Annotated in this window: 21 protein-coding genes and 1 pseudogene; 13 read left to right on the forward strand and 9 right to left on the reverse strand. The window is 50.6% G+C overall.

Annotated elements, in window-relative coordinates:
- The first annotated feature begins 58 nt into the window (after window positions 1-58).
- Window positions 59-214: a hypothetical protein gene (locus A2F46_RS12335; RefSeq protein WP_156471618.1), complete on the forward strand. Its 156-nt coding sequence runs from the start codon at window positions 59-61 to the stop codon at window positions 212-214.
- 52 nt (window positions 215-266) lie between these two features.
- Here the strand turns inward: A2F46_RS12335 and A2F46_RS09475 are convergent, their stop codons facing one another.
- On the reverse strand, window positions 267-1,412 hold the full coding sequence (locus A2F46_RS09475) for an MFS transporter (protein WP_066569742.1): 1,146 nt from the start codon (window positions 1,410-1,412) through the stop codon (window positions 267-269).
- 101 nt (window positions 1,413-1,513) lie between these two features.
- On the opposite strand from A2F46_RS09475, the gene A2F46_RS09480 reads away from it, so the two are divergent.
- Window positions 1,514-2,296 (forward strand): helix-turn-helix transcriptional regulator, encoded by a 783-nt coding sequence (locus A2F46_RS09480; protein WP_066569745.1) that lies wholly within the window; start codon window positions 1,514-1,516, stop codon window positions 2,294-2,296.
- A gap of 163 nt (window positions 2,297-2,459) precedes the next feature.
- Here the strand turns inward: A2F46_RS09480 and A2F46_RS13485 are convergent, their stop codons facing one another.
- The gene (locus A2F46_RS13485) at window positions 2,460-2,798 is read right to left on the reverse strand and encodes an SDR family oxidoreductase (RefSeq protein WP_197457627.1); all 339 of its coding nucleotides are present in this window, start codon (window positions 2,796-2,798) and stop codon (window positions 2,460-2,462) included.
- A 109-nt stretch (window positions 2,799-2,907) separates the two neighbouring features.
- Between A2F46_RS13485 and A2F46_RS12630 the strand changes: the two genes are divergently transcribed.
- From A2F46_RS12630 to A2F46_RS12095, 4 genes and pseudogenes are all read left to right on the forward strand, one after another.
- Window positions 2,908-3,303 (forward strand): hypothetical protein, encoded by a 396-nt coding sequence (locus A2F46_RS12630; RefSeq protein ID WP_197457628.1) that lies wholly within the window; start codon window positions 2,908-2,910, stop codon window positions 3,301-3,303.
- Window positions 3,303-3,458: a hypothetical protein gene (locus A2F46_RS12635; protein WP_197457629.1), complete on the forward strand. Its 156-nt coding sequence runs from the start codon at window positions 3,303-3,305 to the stop codon at window positions 3,456-3,458. The genes A2F46_RS12630 and A2F46_RS12635 overlap by 1 nt, the downstream gene beginning before the upstream one ends.
- Before the next feature lie 111 nt (window positions 3,459-3,569).
- Window positions 3,570-4,796, forward strand: a complete 1,227-nt coding sequence (locus A2F46_RS09490; RefSeq protein ID WP_066569748.1) for an MFS transporter — start codon at window positions 3,570-3,572, stop codon at window positions 4,794-4,796.
- 64 nt (window positions 4,797-4,860) lie between these two features.
- Window positions 4,861-4,989, forward strand: a pseudogene (locus tag A2F46_RS12095) (LysR family transcriptional regulator); the annotation flags it as partial.
- Window positions 4,990-5,244: 255 nt separating this feature from the next.
- Here the strand turns inward: A2F46_RS12095 and A2F46_RS09495 are convergent.
- From A2F46_RS09495 to pyrB, 6 genes are all read right to left on the reverse strand, one after another.
- Window positions 5,245-6,051 (reverse strand): helix-turn-helix domain-containing protein, encoded by an 807-nt coding sequence (locus A2F46_RS09495; RefSeq protein WP_082783653.1) that lies wholly within the window; start codon window positions 6,049-6,051, stop codon window positions 5,245-5,247.
- Window positions 6,052-6,170: 119 nt separating this feature from the next.
- Window positions 6,171-6,548: a hypothetical protein gene (locus A2F46_RS09500; RefSeq protein ID WP_066569754.1), complete on the reverse strand. Its 378-nt coding sequence runs from the start codon at window positions 6,546-6,548 to the stop codon at window positions 6,171-6,173.
- 111 nt (window positions 6,549-6,659) lie between these two features.
- Window positions 6,660-7,277, reverse strand: a complete 618-nt coding sequence (locus A2F46_RS09505; protein ID WP_066569762.1) for a nucleoside triphosphate pyrophosphatase — start codon at window positions 7,275-7,277, stop codon at window positions 6,660-6,662.
- Between the two features lie 92 nt (window positions 7,278-7,369).
- Window positions 7,370-8,212 (reverse strand): SDR family NAD(P)-dependent oxidoreductase, encoded by an 843-nt coding sequence (locus A2F46_RS09510; RefSeq protein WP_066569768.1) that lies wholly within the window; start codon window positions 8,210-8,212, stop codon window positions 7,370-7,372.
- Between the two features lie 70 nt (window positions 8,213-8,282).
- A complete protein-coding gene (pyrI, locus tag A2F46_RS09515; protein WP_066569771.1) occupies window positions 8,283-8,741 on the reverse strand; it encodes an aspartate carbamoyltransferase regulatory subunit in 459 nt (152 codons plus the stop codon).
- A 43-nt stretch (window positions 8,742-8,784) separates the two neighbouring features.
- A complete protein-coding gene (gene pyrB / locus A2F46_RS09520) occupies window positions 8,785-9,705 on the reverse strand; it encodes an aspartate carbamoyltransferase (protein ID WP_066569774.1) in 921 nt (306 codons plus the stop codon).
- 262 nt (window positions 9,706-9,967) lie between these two features.
- On the opposite strand from pyrB, the gene A2F46_RS09525 reads away from it, so the two are divergent.
- The 4 genes from A2F46_RS09525 to secB all read left to right on the forward strand — a co-directional run bounded on the left by A2F46_RS09525 (window position 9,968) and on the right by secB (window position 14,387).
- On the forward strand, window positions 9,968-12,148 hold the full coding sequence (locus tag A2F46_RS09525) for a primosomal protein N' (RefSeq protein ID WP_066569870.1): 2,181 nt from the start codon (window positions 9,968-9,970) through the stop codon (window positions 12,146-12,148).
- Window positions 12,126-13,538: a D-alanyl-D-alanine carboxypeptidase/D-alanyl-D-alanine-endopeptidase gene (gene dacB, locus A2F46_RS09530; protein WP_066569780.1), complete on the forward strand. Its 1,413-nt coding sequence runs from the start codon at window positions 12,126-12,128 to the stop codon at window positions 13,536-13,538. Before A2F46_RS09525 ends, dacB begins: the two co-directional genes overlap by 23 nt.
- Window positions 13,539-13,583: 45 nt before the next feature.
- Window positions 13,584-13,841 carry a glutaredoxin 3 gene (gene grxC, locus A2F46_RS09535; protein WP_197457632.1) on the forward strand — a complete coding sequence of 86 codons (258 nt, stop codon included), beginning with the start codon at window positions 13,584-13,586 and terminating at the stop codon, window positions 13,839-13,841.
- Between the two features lie 87 nt (window positions 13,842-13,928).
- Window positions 13,929-14,387 carry a protein-export chaperone SecB gene (gene secB / locus A2F46_RS09540; protein WP_066569782.1) on the forward strand — a complete coding sequence of 153 codons (459 nt, stop codon included), beginning with the start codon at window positions 13,929-13,931 and terminating at the stop codon, window positions 14,385-14,387.
- 261 nt (window positions 14,388-14,648) lie between these two features.
- Here the strand turns inward: secB and A2F46_RS09545 are convergent, their stop codons facing one another.
- The gene (locus A2F46_RS09545; protein WP_066569797.1) at window positions 14,649-15,236 is read right to left on the reverse strand and encodes a 5-formyltetrahydrofolate cyclo-ligase; all 588 of its coding nucleotides are present in this window, start codon (window positions 15,234-15,236) and stop codon (window positions 14,649-14,651) included.
- 243 nt (window positions 15,237-15,479) lie between these two features.
- Here A2F46_RS09545 and rpsB point away from each other — a divergent pair, with 243 nt between their 5' ends.
- The 3 genes from rpsB (at window position 15,480) to pyrH (ending at window position 18,110) form a co-directional block, all read left to right on the forward strand.
- Window positions 15,480-16,232: a 30S ribosomal protein S2 gene (gene rpsB, locus A2F46_RS09550; RefSeq protein ID WP_066569799.1), complete on the forward strand. Its 753-nt coding sequence runs from the start codon at window positions 15,480-15,482 to the stop codon at window positions 16,230-16,232.
- Window positions 16,233-16,340: 108 nt separating this feature from the next.
- Complete coding sequence (gene tsf / locus A2F46_RS09555; RefSeq protein WP_066569801.1) at window positions 16,341-17,213, forward strand: translation elongation factor Ts; 873 nt, start codon at window positions 16,341-16,343, stop codon at window positions 17,211-17,213.
- Between the two features lie 177 nt (window positions 17,214-17,390).
- Window positions 17,391-18,110 carry a UMP kinase gene (gene pyrH / locus A2F46_RS09565; RefSeq protein WP_066569807.1) on the forward strand — a complete coding sequence of 240 codons (720 nt, stop codon included), beginning with the start codon at window positions 17,391-17,393 and terminating at the stop codon, window positions 18,108-18,110.
- The last annotated feature ends 31 nt before the right edge of the window (window positions 18,111-18,141 follow it).

Consider the following 18,141-nt stretch of genomic DNA (forward strand, 5'->3'; position numbering starts at 1 on the left):
TTCGTAAAAAAATGCATTGTGCATTGCGACAAACAAACCTTTTGCCTAAGGCATCTTTTTGGGTACTACTAATGTTTCAGGGCTGGTTAAAACCATAGGCGAATGGCTTATTAAGCCAATCCCACTATCCGATGACGCCACTAACGGCCAATATAATTGGCAACACATTTCTGAAGAACAAGAAAAAGCGCAAATCAAATTACACGCCGGTTGAGAAAAGGCCCCCTATGCGCTACATACTACGAATAGGCGCCTCTTTATCCTGCTCATGCACGTCGGAAGCGCGTCTCTCCTAACAGGCTGTACAACCAGGCTATTAACGCACAGACGGTCAGAACCAGTCCCAGTTGCTGTACCATGCCGGCGACCCCCAGCATTAAGCCCAACAGCAGATAGTAGCTTAATCCGAACAGTGCTCCAGCCGCGCCGGCCTGCTCACGATAGTGACTCAGGGCTTGGCTCAGGACATTGGGTATCGCAATACCATAGGCAACCACCACCCCAGCCACGGGGACAAGTATCCATGCAGAATGCTGCAGCCAACAGGCAGCGACACCAGATAGCAGCGCCAGAGCACAAGCATGCCGTACCAGCTGTTCCTGCGAAAGTCCAGTTGCCAGCAGCTTCCAGTTTAGGAGGCTGCCCAATAGTGACGCAAGCGCCAGTATGCCTCCCGTCCACCCGAACGCCCTGTTGCTCCAGCCAAGTTGCCCGAAAAGAAACGGAGCGAGACTGTAGTAACTGAATAACATGGTGTTCAGGAGGGCAACCAGCATGGTGTTTTTTCGAAGCGCTTTGTCCCGCACCATGCGCGAAACTAATCCTGAAAAATGAGGGCTTGGTGTATTTTCCTGCCGTGTTTCCGGCAATACGACTGCTGTCAGTGCCAGCAGCACAACTGCTAGCGATATCAGTGCTGTAAACACGCCGGTATGCCCGTATAGACTGACCAGCAAGCCGCCGCTCGCTAGGCCGAAAACCGGGCTCACAGCCAGAGCAGCCCCCATGATGGAAAAGATACGAGCCAGCGCGGTTGACTCATAACTATCTCTCAGTATGGTCTGTACCACAACTGATCCAGCTGCCGCACCCATGGCCGACACCATCCGCGCTAGCAGCAAAACACTAAAATCAGTTGCAATAATCGCCATTGCAGAACCTGCTCCGTAGCATAGGAGTCCGGCCATCATAGATAGGCGTCGCCCGATGCAGTCACTCATCCAGCCCCAGACAGCAACGCCAGCAGCAAAGGCGACAAAATAGACGGAAAGTGTCTGAGAGGCACGCTCACTGCCTACCTGAAATGAATGAGCAATACTCGGTAATGCTGGGCTGTATATGGTTTCCACTAGTTGTGGAAACATAATCAACAGCGTCAGTAGCCACAAGGGCGGCTGTTTGCTTGTATTCATGGCTGTGTCCTAAGAAGCACAAAATTAAAGCATTATTATTGCTGAAACGATGATGTCTTATTATCATAATAAAGACTTTTTATATTAAATATCGGACACTAATGAAGATTAATCAAGATGATATTTTTGATCCAGACGGCTTTAATGCACCGGTAGTCGGGATTGCGTCCGATATGGGTGTACATGACTCAGGGAGGCACAGTCACCTGCGCCATCAACTGCTTTTTTCGGCTGCTGGGAGCATCACGATTGAGCTGGAGAAAACCTTGTGTTTGCTTCCGCCACGTCGTGCTGCCTGGCTTCCGGCGGGCACGGTTCATCGTGCCATCATGCGTGGCGTGCTAGCCTATCGATCTCTCTATTTTTCAACCATACTTCAATTACCTGTACTGCCACTACAGATAGTCGAGGTTAACCCACTCTTTTTTGAAGTCATAGAACGAATGGCATCCTGGCCATGGGAAATGCCAGCAGAGCAACAGACCAGCCTCATTACCGTTTTTAGTGAAGAAATACAGGCTGCACGACGAGAAAATTGGACATTAAGGTTTCCCTCAGACGCGCGCCTAGGCTCATGGTTGGATAGGGTATGTATGGGTGAATTACCCCCGCGACTGAGCCAAGTGGCCAGACAGGTTGGCGCATGTGAGCGTACGATAAGCCGGATATTTATCAAGGATACAGGAATGAATTATCAGAGCTGGAGGCAACAATGGAGGCTGCTGAAAGCAATGGAAATGCTGTCTGACGGATGGATGTTAAGTCAGGTGGCACAGCAGCTTGAATTTATTAGCGACAGTGCCTTCATCGCTTTTTTTCGGCGGCATACAGGTATGACACCGAGACATTATTTATATGAAAATACAGTTGAAAACCGGCATTAATTTAGGGCTTTAAATAACAAATAACAATGAGTTGATTTATTATTTATTACTCGGATCGTCAATTTTCACCCGTAACGTACAATATTTTCCATTTCCCGAACGGAGTTCAGGTATTGATTGAAACTCCTAAATAGATAGCCTTAGCCTGCCTAGAACTGGGGTTTCAGTCGACCCAGGACTTAGCTAGCCCATTAACTCGAGTACCACGAGTTGCTAATTCTGCTGACAGCGTTCGGGCGAGGGAAAGTAATCTATCCTTGCTAGCGGCGTAGGCGCTATTTTGTGGAAGACCAATATGAGCGCTGGTCGATCCGTATAAAATAATTGAGGCAGGATTTCTCAGCAAAGGCAAGACTGCTTGAATCAAGAAAAAAGGCTCTTTAAGGTTTGTTGCCATGAGACAATCCCAAGTCTCTTCATCCCAATTTTCAAGTGATCTGTGCGTAACATCGCCTGCATTGGCAAATAGCACATCTAGACGTGGCCATTTTTGTGAAAGCATCTGTGCTAAATATCGCTGAGATTCAACGTCGCCTGCAGGGACGCTTTCAGCTCTACATGAACCAACCTGTGTTGTCGGTAGCAGTTGCAACGGCGGCTACGCTGAATTGATGCTGGCACGTAGCACGGGCCTTGTCGCCATTCCACAAGAACTGCGCTCGGAAGAAGCAGCGCCCATCCTATGCGCGGGGATTGCGACCTTCAACGCGCTGAATAAATCTGGCGCGCAAGCAGGTGACACGGTCGCTGTACTTGGCATCGGTAGCTTGGGATACATGGCCCTGAAATATGCAATACGCATGATGTTCAAGGTGGTGGCCATTGGGCGCGGCAAAGCTATTGCAGCGGATACGCAGACACTTGGTGCACACATCTATATCGACAATCGGGAGGAAGACGCCGCCATTCTCAAGAGGATGGGTGATGCGCAAGCCATTGTCACCACGATCGATCATGCCGAAACAGTGTCACCATTCTGGCCGGCTTCGCTCCTGAAGGCCGATTAGTGGGGCTTAATCCAGCTAAAAACCCGCTGCAAGTTCCTGCTGGCCTACTGGGCGGTGACCAGCGCAGTATTTTCGGCTCTATCACTGGCACGCCCTACGACAACAAAAAAAGCGCTGAATTTCAGTCTGCTGGTGAGCGTGAAGCCGCACATTGAGCTTCTCCCCTTGGAATACACAAACGAAGCTCTGTGCAAGCTCAAATCTGGCGATGTAAGATACCGCATGTTGCTATCAGTTAGAAATTAACCATAAATGACAGAACAAACATGACCCCTGATCACTACAACCTAATGAATGGCGAGTTGCCTGAAAAGGCACAAAGCGGGAATATCTGGCGGCTTTCTATAGCCCAAGCACTAGCTGGTGCGAACTCAATAGTGGTGTATGCCACTGGCGCTATTGTAGGTGACATACTTGCTCCGTCCCCGATGCTGGTTACGCTGCCAATTTCGATTTTTGTGGTGGGCATGGCAGCATGCATCCTGCCAGTAGGTGCCATAGCACGTCGGCATGGACGGCGAGCTGCCTTTCTGACTGGCACGGGGGCCGGCATATTGGCAGGCTTATTAGCCATGTTCGCCGTCATCTGGGGCGAGTTTTGGCTATTTTGCTTGGCTACCTTTTTCGGCGGTAGCTACGCGGCTGTGGTGTTGTCGTTCCGCTTTGCAGCCACAGATGGCGTGGCACAGCAGTGGCGCGCTCGTGCGCTATCACTGGTTATGGCGGGTGGTGTAGCCGCCGGGGTGGTCGGGCCTCAGTTGGTAACTTTCACAATGGATTTGTGGCCGTCCCACATGTTTGCAGCCACGTTTCTTGTACAGGCTGTCGTCGCTTTTGCTTCGACCTTTATTCTGCTCGGGGTAAAGCTGCCTATGCCCACTGCAGAGGAAATCGCGGGCGGTCGCCCGCTCAAAGTGATTGTACGACAGCCGAGTTTCGTGGCTGCAGCCATCTGTGGCGCGGTGTCATACATGCTGATGAATTTCCTGATGACAGCCGCGCCGCTAGCGATGCATCATGTTGGTCATTCGCAAGCGTCCGCCAATCTGGGGTTGCAGTGGCATGTGATTGCAATGTACGCGCCCAGCTTTTTCACCGGCAGCCTGATTTCTCGCTTCGGTGCTGGGCGAGTAGCGACGGTGGGGTTGGCATTGACTGGATTGTCTGCTCTAGTCGGGCTGGGCGGTATGGATGTTGCTCATTTCTGGGCCTCCTTAATACTGCTGGGAGTGGGATGGAATTTTGGATTTCTTGGTGCGTCTGCGCTGGTGCTGGAATGCCACCGGCCCGAGGAAAAAACACGTGTGCAATCGCTTAATGACTTTATCGTCTTTGGGCTTATGGCAGTCGGGTCTTTCTCGTCAGGTGGCCTGTTATCCGCTTATGGCTGGAATACGGTTCTGTGGGTTTCGTTTGTTCCTCTTGCCATTTCCGCCCTAGCACTGGCCTTAGGAATGACAAGAAGCAAAGATTCTGCCATTTCATCAAGGTAGGTATGTACTGGCCGCAACAGGTGCTCATTCCAATCAGCGAAACATGAAGCCTGAGGAGACAATCATGGAGCTACGTCATCTTCGCTGTTTTCTCACTGTTGCTATAGAACTGCATTTCGTTCGAGCAGCGGAGAAATTGCAAATCGAATCAGCTCCACTTTCGCACGCCATCAAAGAGCTGGGATATGATCTATATCGTTGTTTTTAAATACCTTAATTAGGAGTGTTGTTCTGGTCGCGGCATGGCAGGTTCAATACTGTTGAGGCTGTTCTCAGAGCGAGTTCGATTAACTAATGCTAGGCCTGCTGCGGTTGGTGTATAGCCACGGGTGCGGATGCCGTTGCGCAGGACCGACCAGTTTAAGAAAAGAGCCAACCTTGAGGTTGGCTTTTTTTGTAGCGTTTCAATGCGCTTGGGTTCGATACCTCATTTCCTTTGGGCATTGCTCTATTCTGTTTTCATCTCTGTGGTGCAGGATTCAGGCAGCCAGACCATCATTTGCCATTGGGGCGTATCGGGAATGGTAAAAACCATACGTTGGTGGATAACAGGCCCTTTGTGGCTCAAAAAAGTGGCTTGTAAAGGCAGAAGAACTGGCTCTTTTGGGGTGTTTGGGGTTTTATCGGCGCTCTCAAATAAAGGACTTTGTGCCCGACGTTGTTGCAAGAATTCAGCGATGGTTTTGTGATTGCGGTAAGGTGCAATTTGCTGGCAAAAGTGGCGCAATAATTGTGGTACATGCGCTTGCCATTGATGGATGAATAACCGGCTTTGTGGGTCAAACAACAGATAATCAATCAGGCTTTGATATTGTGCATGTTTGCCTAGCCAATGCGAAAATAATTGGCCAGCCACGCGGTTGTGACACACCGGTTGCCAAAGTTGGTCGAGGATGTAGGCGGGTGCGCTAATGGCATCAACGGTTTGCTGTAAGTGGCGGCGTAGTTCTTTTTTTGGCAAATCGGTTAGCCGTTCTGGTAGCCAACCGGCTTGTTGTAATAATTTATGCTGCTCCTTGGGTGAAAAACGCAAGGTTTGCAGTATCCGCTTTAAGCCTTCAAAATCGTGCAAAATCAGCTGGTCTTGCTCAAGGCGGCTAAGCCAACGTAAGCCCACGCCGCTTAGCACGGCTACTTCCATGATGCTCAAGCCATGTTGGCGTCGCTTTGCAAGCTCAGGCAATCCTACTTCACTAGGGTTAAGCGCTTGGCGTTTGGCGCGAATTTGCACGCCCAAACTCGTCAGGATAGGCATGGGTCAAGTTTGTTGTGAGTCAACCCCGTCGATACTAACGAATTTTCTCAAGCGAATCCACTCAGACACTAAAAAAAGCCGTTATCGATTGGCGATAGCGGCTTTGGGTAGCTGGAAAGTTAATGTTTGTCTTCTAATGCCTTTTTGGCATTGTCTTTTAGTTGCTGTCCTGCTTCTTTTGCATCTTGTGCTGCGTTTTGCGCTGCTGCTTTGGTTTTATCGGCCGCTTCTTTTGCGGATTCTTTTAAGTCAGCCCCTGCTGCTTTGGTTTTGTTTGCGGCTTCGGCCGCTGCTTGGTGTGCATCTGATGCGGTTTTGGCAACATGTGCTTGTGCATCTGCGGCAACAGAGGCAATGGTGGCAGAGGCATCTTCGTGTGCGGCTTGAATATCGGAAGCAACGTTTTGAGCGGCTTCACTGGTGCTTTGTTGGGTTTGCTGCGAGCAGGCACTCAGCAACGCAAGGCTGATCAATAAAGGGACATATACGGTTTTCATGGTGCTCCTCAGTTAAAAGCAAAGTGTCTGTAACAGACCGGTTGGATCGTAAATGGTTCCCATGCCAGGCTGGGTAGTGTCATGAAGCGCATACATGATGAGCTTTATGGATCACGACTGCACCCATGGTGGTGTCGGCCAATTCACGCTGCGCAACAGGTGCAAGGTTTCATATACGGGTAAACCCATGACGCCAGTAAAGCTACCGCTTAAATGCGCCACAAAGGCACCACCTAAGCCTTGTATGCCATAGGCACCAGCTTTGTCGAGTGGCTCGCCAGTGGCCACATAAGCGCTGATTTCTGCGGCAGATAAGGCTGCAAACCGTACATCGCTACATTGAACAGTTGCCTGCACATGCCCTTGCCAAGAAACACATACCGCACTCAATACCTGATGCGTTTGGCCAGAGAGCTGATGCAGCATGGTTTCTGCATGTTGTGGTGATGAGGGCTTGCCTAAGATGCGCTGCTGAATGGCGACGGTGGTATCGGCGCTGAGTATGGGAAAAGCAGGTTTGTTATCATGATGTTGCGCCCAAATTTGCCGGGCCGCCTGATTTTTTTCTTTGGCCATGCGGTCCACATAATGGTGTGCAGTCTCATTAGGACAAGGGGTTTCGTCTATGGCAGAAGGCAGAACATGGACGGCATAGCCAAGCGCGATCAAGATGTCACGCCGTCGTGGGCTGCCTGAAGCCAGATACAATGATGGGGGTGTCGCAATCATGTGGTTGATGCCTTTTAAAATCTGAGCGCTGGCATTGTGTGGTGGTGTTGTTATGGTCAACTAGGAGGTGCTGCTGAGGAATAAGGTGTGGCTTAATGGGTTTTGCCTTGCCCAGCCACCGCGCGCCGTGACGCAGCATCTAACCAAGCAGTAGGCAACCAACGCTTTAAATACCAAAAGACGTGGGTGGGAATGGTAACCGCATAGCGGGCCTTGGGTTGCTTGGCACTTAAGGCTTTTGCACATACCTGAGCACAGGCTTCAGCGGATAGGGTAAAAGGTGCTGCGGCGCCTTCGGTTTGCAGACGGTTTAATTGCGCTTCGTAGTTGGCTTTGTGTACGCTTTGCTCGACGTCGATGTACTGTCGAAATTTAATGAGCGCATTGGGGCGGAACCGAGTGGCAATCGGGCCTGGCTCAAGCAAGCTCACGTGTATGCCGCTGCCGTGGGTTTCTAGACGCAAGGTATCACACAGTCCTTCGAGCGCAAATTTGCTGCTGTTGTATGCGCCGCGCCAAGGCATGGCGGCAAAGCCCAAAATACTGGAATTCACGAGGATTCGTCCATGGCCTTGACGGCGAAATAAGCGCATGGCCGCGTTGATGCATTGCCAGGTGCCGAATACGTTGGTTTCATATTGCTCGCGCAAAGCCGCGCGATTGATGTCTTCCACTGCGCCGGTTTGGCCGTAGCCAGCATTGCAGAAAAGCGCATCTAAATGACCCAATTCGGTGGTGGCGTGAGCAAAGGCTGCCTGAATTTGCGCATCATCGGTAACATCGAGCTGGATGCAATGAAAGCCCTCATCTTGAAGGCGAGCCACATCTTTTGGGTGGCGGCAGCTGGTCAAAACACGCCAGCCTTGTTGGCGCAGCAGTTGAGCAGTGGCGTAACCAATACCGCTGGAGCAGCCGGTAATCAAGATGGATTTCATGCAGTTGGCATCCTTATTTGGGTGTGTTCACGGACGGGTGGCGGTCGCCGGGCTACGTCAGTGGCTGATGTTAAGCTTCGGTTACCGATTCTCGGGCAAAAGTTTTTTCACAATAATGGCATTGCAGCTTGGTATGACCTTGACTTTGGCGCACATAAAAGCGGCTGCGAACGGGTTCGCCATGGCTGGCACAGTTGTTGTTGGGGCAACGGAAGACTTCACTGATGGTTGCCGGCAGCGTGAGCGCGCGTTTGTGGACCACATCAAAATGTTCAATGTCGTTCACCGTGGCGTTGGGTGCAAATAGCGCCAAACGGTTGGCTGCATGATCGTCTAGGTGGACGCCCGCAATTTTAATGATGTCTTTGTGGCCAGTGCTTTGACTGGGTAAATTAAAGCCCACAGTGACGGCGCTGCCATAAGACAATAGCTTGAACTGCCGCAAAATGGCCAGCCCTTGACCCGCCGGGATATGGTCAATAACGGTGCCATCTTTGATGGCTTCAACGCTGAGTTTGGTATTGTTCATGATGTTGCTCCCAATGCCTGATGTGCTTCAGGCAGCTTTATATTTAAAGGGATTCGTTTAAAATTAAAGACAAAATCGCTTGCCGCGCAAAGACGCCGTTATTGGCTTGCTGAAAGTAGTAAGCGTGTGGGCTGGCGTCTACATCTGGGTGGATTTCGTCCACACGGGGTAGCGGATGCAAGATACGCATATTGGGTTTGGCTGTGTTCAACATGGCTGCGCGTAAGCAGAATTTACCTTGTATTTTGGCGAACTCTTGCTCATCAAATCGTTCTCGTTGAATACGCGTCATGTACACAATATCGGCCCAAGCAACTGCTTCTTCTAAAGTAGCCAAGTTGTGATGAGGCGATTGTGCGTCATCCAATTGCGCACAAATGTAATCTGGCATGGCCAAGTTTGGCGGTGCCACAAACGCCAATTCGCAGTTCCAGCGGCTTAATGCTTGGGCTAAGGAATGTACCGTACGGCCGTATTTCAAATCGCCCACTAAGGCAATTTTGAGACCATCAAGCTGTTTTTGGGTTTCGTAAATGGTGAGTAAATCCAATAGCGTTTGCGATGGGTGCTGGTTGGTGCCATCGCCAGCGTTGATGACTGGCACCTTGGCAAATTCGCTGACCACCCGTGCAGCGCCATCTTTGGGATGGCGCATCACAATCGCATCTGCATAATTACTGATGATGCGGGCGGTATCAGCTAATGTTTCGCCCTTTTTGGCGCTGGTGTTGGCACCATCGGCAAAGCCAATGACCTTGCCACCCAAACGTTGGATCGCAGTTTCAAACGAGAGGCGCGTACGTGTGGAAGGCTCGAAGAAGCATGAGCCGATAAGGCGGCCTTGCAGCAAATCGGTTTGTGGCTGCTGCTTTAATTGCAATGCTGTGTGCAGCAACAATTCCAGCTGGGCGGTCGATAAATCGTTAATCGAAATCAGATGTTGGCGGTAAAGTAGATTGGCCATGATTTAACCTTTGAAAAGCACCCGCAACAGGCATAAAAAAACCCGTCAAAAACGGGTCGAAATGGCGACGCACCGCTGTCACAGCGGTTTAGTTTATTGACCATTGGCAATACGTTGCGACCCGTGGTCGCACAACACAACCCCATGCTCATGATGCAAACGCCAAAGTATGCAAAACGCGGCGATTATCGCATATTTGCACGCACGGCAAAAGGGTGGTCAGTGTTGTACAATGCGGTTTTTGAAGCTCACCTGGCTCGCTGTGATTTATCATCATTTGGCGCTCAACGTTCCCCTTTATTGCTTATTTACCTATGTCCATGACGCTGTTTTGGTGCCTGGGACTCGGGTATGCGTGCCGTTTCGCAATAAGCTGGTCGTGGGGGTGGTATGGGCGGCAGCGGTGACGCCCGACATTGATGTCGCGAAAATCCAGCCCATTCAACAAGTATTTGACGCCGAACCCAGGTTGCCTGAAAGCTGGTTGGCGCTACTGGATTTTACCGCCCGCTATTATCATTATCCGCTCGGGCAGGCGGCTCTGGCGGCATTGCCACAAGGGCTACGCCAAACCCGTGCGGTGCGTTTGCCTGAGCCGGTGCGCCATTACACTTTGTCGATACTAGGGCGACAACATGCGCCTCCCCCCATACGTCATGCCAAACAGGTCGCTTTGTGGCAGGTGCTGAGTAAGGGTACTGCGGACATGGCTGCGTTAAAAGCCATCTATGTCCAAGCTGCAAAGTATATTCAGATTTGGCAGGATGCAGGGTGGATTACGGTGCAGACCGAGGCAGCGTACCGCGCCTCGCCAATTGATGGGCATGTGCTCAACCCTGAACAGCAGGCTGCCAGTCAGGCCGTCCAAGCTGCTTTGCCTGAATTTGTGCCATTTTTGCTGTATGGCATTACCGGTAGCGGCAAAACGGAAGTGTATTTCGACATCATGGATAAGGTATTGGCTCAAGGCCGGCAAGTGTTGTTTTTATTGCCTGAAATCAACCTGACTCCGCAACTGCTCAAGCGCTTGTCGCAACGTTTTGCGCAAACGACCACTGCGGTACTGCACAGTCAGATGGCGGCAGGAGCGCGCACCCAAAATTATTTGCGCGCAGCATTGGGTCAGGCTGCTTTGGTGGTGGGTACTCGTTTGGCCGTGTTTACCCCGATGCCTCATCTGGGCTTGATTGTGGTGGATGAAGAGCACGATGCTTCATTCAAGCAAGACAGTGAACTGCGGTATCAGGCACGTGATTTGGCCGTGTGGCGTGCACGTCAAGCCAAATGCCCAATTGTACTGGGCAGCGCGACTCCCTCGTTGGAAAGCTGGCATAAGGCCCGAATGGGCGACTACACTCTGCTCACCTTGACGCAACGTGCCCACGCTGCTGCTCAGCTGCCACAAGTGCATTTGGTGGATACGAGAAGATTGCCACTGGACCAAGGGTTCACCGAAGTGGTGAAAGAAAAACTCCAAGCCAATTATGCGTCTGGCGGCATGAGTATGGTGTATTTAAATCGTCGTGGTTTTGCACCTGCACTATTTTGCTCAGCGTGTGGCCATGTTTTTGGGTGCCCACATTGTGCGGCGAAAATGGTGCTGCACCAGCGCGCCCACCAATTACGCTGTCATCATTGCGATTATCGCATGCCCGTACCTTCAGTATGCCCCGAATGTGGCAATCAGGATTTAACTGCAGTGGGTCAAGGGACACAGCGGCTAGAAGAAACGCTGCGTCATTGGTTGCCAGGTGCCCGTGTGGCTCGGGTTGATCGTGACAGCACCAGCCACAAACAAGATTGGGCGCAGTTGTATGAACATATTGCGCGCAATGAAATAGATGTGTTGGTGGGGACGCAAATGTTGGCCAAGGGCCATGATTTTGCTCGCCTCAATTTGGTGGTGGTGGTGAATGCCGATGGCAGTTTGTTCAGCGCGGATTTTCGGGCGTCCGAGCGCTTGTTTGCGGAATTGATGCAAGTTGCGGGTCGTGCTGGTCGCGCTGATCTGCCCGGTGAAGTATGGGTGCAGACGCAACAACCGGAAAATAAGGTATATCAAGCGTTGAAAGCCCAAGATTATACGCGTTTTGCTGATGCCGAACTGGCGGAGCGCCGTGACATGGCGATGCCGCCTTTCGCGCATATGGCGGCGGTGCGAGCAGACGCCCGCACCATGCAGGCGGCCCAACAATTATTGCGGACAGTGATGGCGGCCAGTGTGCAGCAACATGGGCTGCCTGAACACGTTAACCAATTTGGCCCAGTACCCATGCTGATGGCGCGTTTGGCCGGATATGAGCGGGCGCAAGTATTTTTAGAGAGTCGCAGTCGTCGGGATTTACATCGCGCAGTGTCATGGTGGCAAACCGCTTTGTTGGCGGAAGCCAAATCCCATCCACACATAAGGTGGTTGATTGATGTTGATCCGATGGAATTGTAAAACACTGCTGGTGTTTGCGTTGGGGATTATGCTGTCTGCCAGCGCTGTTGCCGAGGTGTATTTAGGTGGATTACCGACTGCGCAAACGGCAGTGTATGCAGTGGATTTGGTGACGGGCAAAGTGGTGGCGGCGCACCGTGCTGAGACAGCAATGAGTCCAGCCTCGACCATGAAGCTGGTGACCGCTTTTGCTGCTTTTCAGCATTTGGGCGCGGATTACCGTTGGCGCACTGAGTGGCTTAGCCATGCTCCTCTTGATGCAGGCCATTTGCGCGGCAAGCTCTATTGGCGAGGCAGCGGTGATCCTGTATTTGACCAACAGGATCTACAGGCTATGCAGGCGCAATTGCGCCTGAAAGGCGTGCAGTACATTGATGACGACGTGGTATTGGATCGCTCGGTGTGGCGTGAAATCGCTGGCGCTGATGATTTTGGGCATGATGCAGAAGCGGCTTTTGTGACGCCACCAGACCCGCAAATGGTGGCATATAAGGTATTGTGGATCGAACTCCGCAATGATGCAGACGGTGTGCCTCGCTTTGACTTGGTGCCGCCGCTGACTGATTTGCCTACCCATGTTGATGTACGGTGGCTAACTCAGGCTATGCCCTGCTCGAGCTTAGGACATTTTGTGCAAGCAGATTATCGCCAAGGGGTATTGAGGTTGACAGGGCAAGTACCCAAAAGTTGTGTGGGAAAGCAGCTGTATGTGAATCTGTTTGACGCTCCTACCTTTGCGCAGAAGAGCTTTCAGGCTTATTGGCAATTGGGTGGTGCAGAGCAACGAATGTCATTCACCACTGGCATAACCCCAGCCGATTCTGCTGTGTTGGCGGTGCATGAAAGCAAGCCTTTGCGCTCGGTGGTGGCCGATATGAATAAATATTCTAATAACATCATTGCGCGCACGCTGTTGCTTACTTTGGGGCAGTCCGCATCGAGTCAGCAGGCTGGTACTGTGCGGCAGAGTAAGGCGGCATTGCGGCAAACTTTACGTGCAGCCGGGTTGGATGATGGTGCTTTGGTGGTGGAAAATGGTTCAGGATTGTCGCGTACCGAGCGGGTGAGTGCTGCATTGTTGGGTAGGTTGCTGGTGCAGGCGTATCAATCGCCATTCGCAGCAGACTGGGTGGCTAGTTTGCCCATTGGCGGCGTGGACGGTACGCTGAAAAACCGTTTTCGCCATACCGCAGGCCAGTGGCATTTGAAAACCGGCACTTTAGATAATGTACGGGCTTTGGCCGGTTATTGGTTGCCTGAAGCGCCAAAACAGCATCCATTAGCGGTGGTGGTACTGGTGAATGCGCCTCATGCCGAAACGTATGTGGCGGCCATGGATGATTGGTTGCAGCAGTTGCCTCAGCGGGCGGTGAGTGGGCAGTTGAATTAATGACGGAATGCCGCCATATCAATCATTAAATTTAAGGAGCTAATGATGAAACCCATTACTATGTACACCACTGGGGTATGCCCATATTGCCAGATGGCCAAGGCCTTGCTGAAGCAAAAGGGTATTCAGGATATTCAGGAAATTCGTGTGGATACCGAGCCGCAACAGCGCGTGGCAATGATGGAACGCACGGGTCGGCGGACAGTACCGCAGATTTATATTGGCGAAACGCATGTGGGTGGTTTTGATGATTTGAATGCCCTCAATCAAGCAGGTAAACTGGACGCCTTATTGGCCGATTGAAACTGGGCCTAACAGCACTTATTATTTTTTAATTCGGGTGGCTACATGCTGCCCCAATCTTCACTCTTTAACCATGAAAGTAACCATATGAGCGAGCAAGAACCAGCCGTAGACCAACAACCAGTGTTCAGTATTGAAAAATTGTATGTGAAAGACTTGTCATTGGAAGTTCCCCATGCGCCACGCGTGTTTTTGGAAAATGGCGAGCCACAAGTCGACATGCGCGTGGCCACGGCCAGCGAAAAGCTGGAGGATGAATTTTATAATGTCACAGTCACTGTGACTGTGACCGCCAAAATGGCCGATGAGCGGGTGATGTTTTTGAATGAAGTGGCACAAAGCGGTATTTTCCGCATTGCCAATATTCCTGATGAAGACATTCAATTATTGCTGGCGGTGGCCGCGCCGAATATTTTGTTCCCGTATGCGCGTGAAACAGTTTCCAGTACCGTTACTCGGGCTGGTTTCCCGCCGGTATTGTTGGCACCCATTAATTTTGAAGCCATGTATCAACAATCACAACATCAAGAAGTGGGCAACGCATAATATCAATGGTGTTGGTTTTCACGAAAAGGCTGCCTGAATACATTCAGGCAGCCTTTTATTATGTTCTTTAGCTGAATTTGTTCAGACTCGATCAAATCGAAGTGTCGTGCTTATGGTGCTTCATCTACAGATAGTCATCTTGCAAAATCGATAGATTGAAAAATAATGAGTTATCTTTGGTTAAAGGTACTGTATCTGTGGGGCTGATGGAACAGTCATTTGGCGCGGGTGTAAATTTAGGGCTACATGCATCGAAGGTGTTCAAAATTGCGTCCGGAAATGTTGCCAGCCTTGCTCGCTCACGAAAGCCGGGAGTGGCTGGTCGTGGTTTTCGGTGGCCAATACAGGAACTTGTTGGCAGGCAAAACCCACGCCCACCAAGCGAGGACGTAAACGGTGACGGATGTGTGTCAATGTAGTGTCGTAATAGCCCCCGCCTTGGCCAAGCCGAAAGCCACGTTCGTCTATGCCTACCAGTGGTACCAATAATACGTGCAAGGCATGCGCACGAATTTTGGGGCCGGCAAATTGTGGAATACCAAAGTGATGGCCAGCGGCGCGCTCGGGACAAGGTGGAAGCGGCGTAAACCACAATCGGCGTTGATGGGAATCAATATAAGGCAAGTATAGCTTGGCGCCACGCTGGTGTGCGGCGGCGATGAAATCGTCGAGCGCCAGTTCGCTGCCCACAGCCCAATACACACCGATGCGTTGGTTGCGCCGGATCAGCGTATATAAATTTCGGTTGATGCGTCGCGTGGCTTGGCGCCTTGTACGCAGGTCTAAGGATTGGCGTTGATGGCGCAAATGCTGGCGTAATTTTGATTTGTGGCGAGCAGGTGTGGACATAATGGAAAGCCAATGAGTAATTGATGGTTATTGTAGCGCTGGTGGTATGCTGGTGCATGGGAATATCAATGGCTAATGGGTTGAAATCAGGCTTGTTTTCTTGGCTTAATTCGGGTATCATGCTGCGGCTTTTCTCTGTAAAAGCATTATTTTATTTATTGAACGCTCGCATTCGTCGCCAAAGGGTGCCCATTTTCGGGTTCGGCGCGGTGAATGTCAGGCTTAACCCTTTAAGGAATCGTTATGTCACAAATTACCATGCGCCAGATGCTGGAAGCCGGTGTGCACTTTGGTCACCAAACCCGTTACTGGAACCCGAAAATGGCCGAATACATTTTCGGCGCGCGCAATAAAATTCACATCGTGAACTTGGAAAAAACCCTGCCGATGTTCTTGGAAGCCCAAGACGTGGTACGCCGCTTGGCTGCCAATAAAGGGACGGTGTTGTTTGTGGGTACCAAACGCCAAGCACGCGACATCATTAAAGAAGAAGCGGCCCGTGCAGGTGCGCCTTATGTGGATCACCGCTGGTTGGGTGGCATGTTGACCAACTACAAAACGGTAAAACAATCCATCAAGCGCTTGGAAGAAAAATCTGCTGCATTGGAAAATGCCACTGAAGCTGGCTATAGCAAAAAAGAAATCTTGGAAATGCAGCGCGAAGTGACTAAGTTGGAACGCTCTTTGGGCGGCATTAAAGACATGAAAGGCCTGCCGGATGCGATTTTTGTGATTGATACCGGTTACCAAAAAGGTACTTTGATTGAAGCTGCTAAGCTGGGTATTCCAGTCATTGCTGTGGTCGATACCAACAACAGCCCAGAAGGCGTGAAATACGTGATTCCAGGGAATGATGACTCAGCCAAAGCCATCCGTTTGTACTGCCGTGGCATGGCCGATGCCATTTTGGAAGGTAAAGCACAATCTTTGCAAGAAGTGGTACAAGCTGCTCAAGCCGCTGAAGAAAACCAGGCTGCCGCCGCTGCTGCTGAATAAAGCACAGGCACGAAAACTAAGGGGCGGTGAGCCCCTTTTTTTAAATGTATTTTTCAGGTGGCTCGAAGGTTGCCTGAAAGCCGATTTTTGAATTTGAAGGAGTAAACAATGGCTGCAATTACCGCAAAAATGGTGGGTGACTTACGTGCTGCTACCGGCTTGGGTATGATGGAATGCAAAAAAGCCTTGGTAGAGGCCGATGGTGATTTTGACAAAGCCGAAGAAATTTTGCGCATCAAATCTGGTGCCAAAGCCGGTAAGTTGGCGGGCCGCACCGCTGCTGAAGGCGTGGTGACAGAGTGTGTTAAAGGTAAAGTGGGCGCCGTGGTGGAAATCAACTGCGAAACCGACTTTGTGGCCAAAGATAAAAGCTTTTTGGCTTTTGCCAATGCCGTGGCCGAAGCCGTGGTTGACAGCAATCCTGGCACCTTGGAAGCCTTGGCTGAAACCAAGTTGGCTTCGGGCGAAACCGTAGAAGAAGCGCGCAAGGCCGTGATTGCTAAATTGGGTGAAAACATCACTGTGCGCCGTTTTGATCGCATTGAAACCGCGCATGATTTGGTTACCTATATGCACGGTGCTAAAATTGGTGTGCTGGTCGAACACAAAGGTGGCGATGCACAAGCCATTCGCCAAGTGGCGATGCACATTGCAGCTTCTCGTCCGCAATGCGTGTCTTCTGCCGAAGTGGATCCAGAAGTGGTGGCCAAAGAGCGGCACATTTATGAAGAGCAAGCGGCGCAATCTGGCAAACCCGCCAACATCATTGAGAAAATGGTGGAAGGCCGCGTACACAAATTCTTGGCTGAAGTGACTTTATTGGGCCAGCCTTTTGTAATCAATCCTGATGAAACCGTGGAAAAATTCTTAAAAGAAAACAACGCTGAAATCGTGCGTTTTGTTGCGTTCCATGTTGGCGAAGGGATTGAGAAGAAAGAAGTGGACTACGCTGCTGAAGTGGCTGCGGCTTCTAAAGTTTAAAAAATCATGTAAATCAAGCACTCTGGTTTCAGGCAGCCTGAACAGAGTGCTTTTTTTTGAGCGTGTTGATTCATTGATTGTGCGTCATCAGCATGCTGAATAAAAAACATTTTTGATTTATATTGAAGGCTGTTTTCGGCAGTCTTGTTTTTAGATAATCCATTGAGAAAGAAAAAAATGAGCACCCAACCCAAATATCAGCGTGTGTTGTTGAAATTGTCTGGCGAATCCTTAATGGGCTCGGATGCCTTTGGTATCAACCGCGACACCATCATGCAAATTACCGCGCAAGTGAAAGAAATTGTCGATATGGGTGTAGAAGTGGCGGTGGTGATTGGTGGTGGTAATATTTTTCGCGGGATGGCGCAGTCAGCGAAAGGCATGGAGCGTGCCACTGCGGATTACATGGGCATGATGGCTACGGTGATGAATGCATTGGCATTAAAAGAGGCATTTGAGACTCAAGGTGTTAAGGCGCGTGTGCAGTCGGCGCTGAGCATGCAGCAAGTGGCGGAAACCTATGCGCGCCCGAAAGCGATTCAATATTTGGAAGAAGGCAAAGTGGTGATTTTCGCTGCCGGTACCGGCAATCCATTTTTTACCACCGATACGGCTGCTGCCTTGCGAGGCGCAGAAATGAATTGTGATATCATGCTTAAGGCCACTAATGTCGATGGTGTGTACACGGCGGATCCAAAAAAAGATAGCAGTGCCACGCGCTATCAAAACATTACTTTTGATGAAGCCATCAGTAAAAATTTAAAGGTGATGGACGCCACTGCATTTGCCTTGTGTCGCGAACAAAAATTGAACATTGTGGTGTTTGGTATTTTCAAAGACGGGGCACTCAAAAAGGTGATTGCGGGTGAAGATGAAGGCACTTTAGTTCATGTCTGAACTTGTGGCCGCGCGCGCAGTTGCGGTAGTA

The sequence above is a fragment of the Snodgrassella sp. CFCC 13594 genome (assembly GCF_001590725.1).
Classification (GTDB): Bacteria; Pseudomonadota; Gammaproteobacteria; order Burkholderiales; family Neisseriaceae; genus Snodgrassella.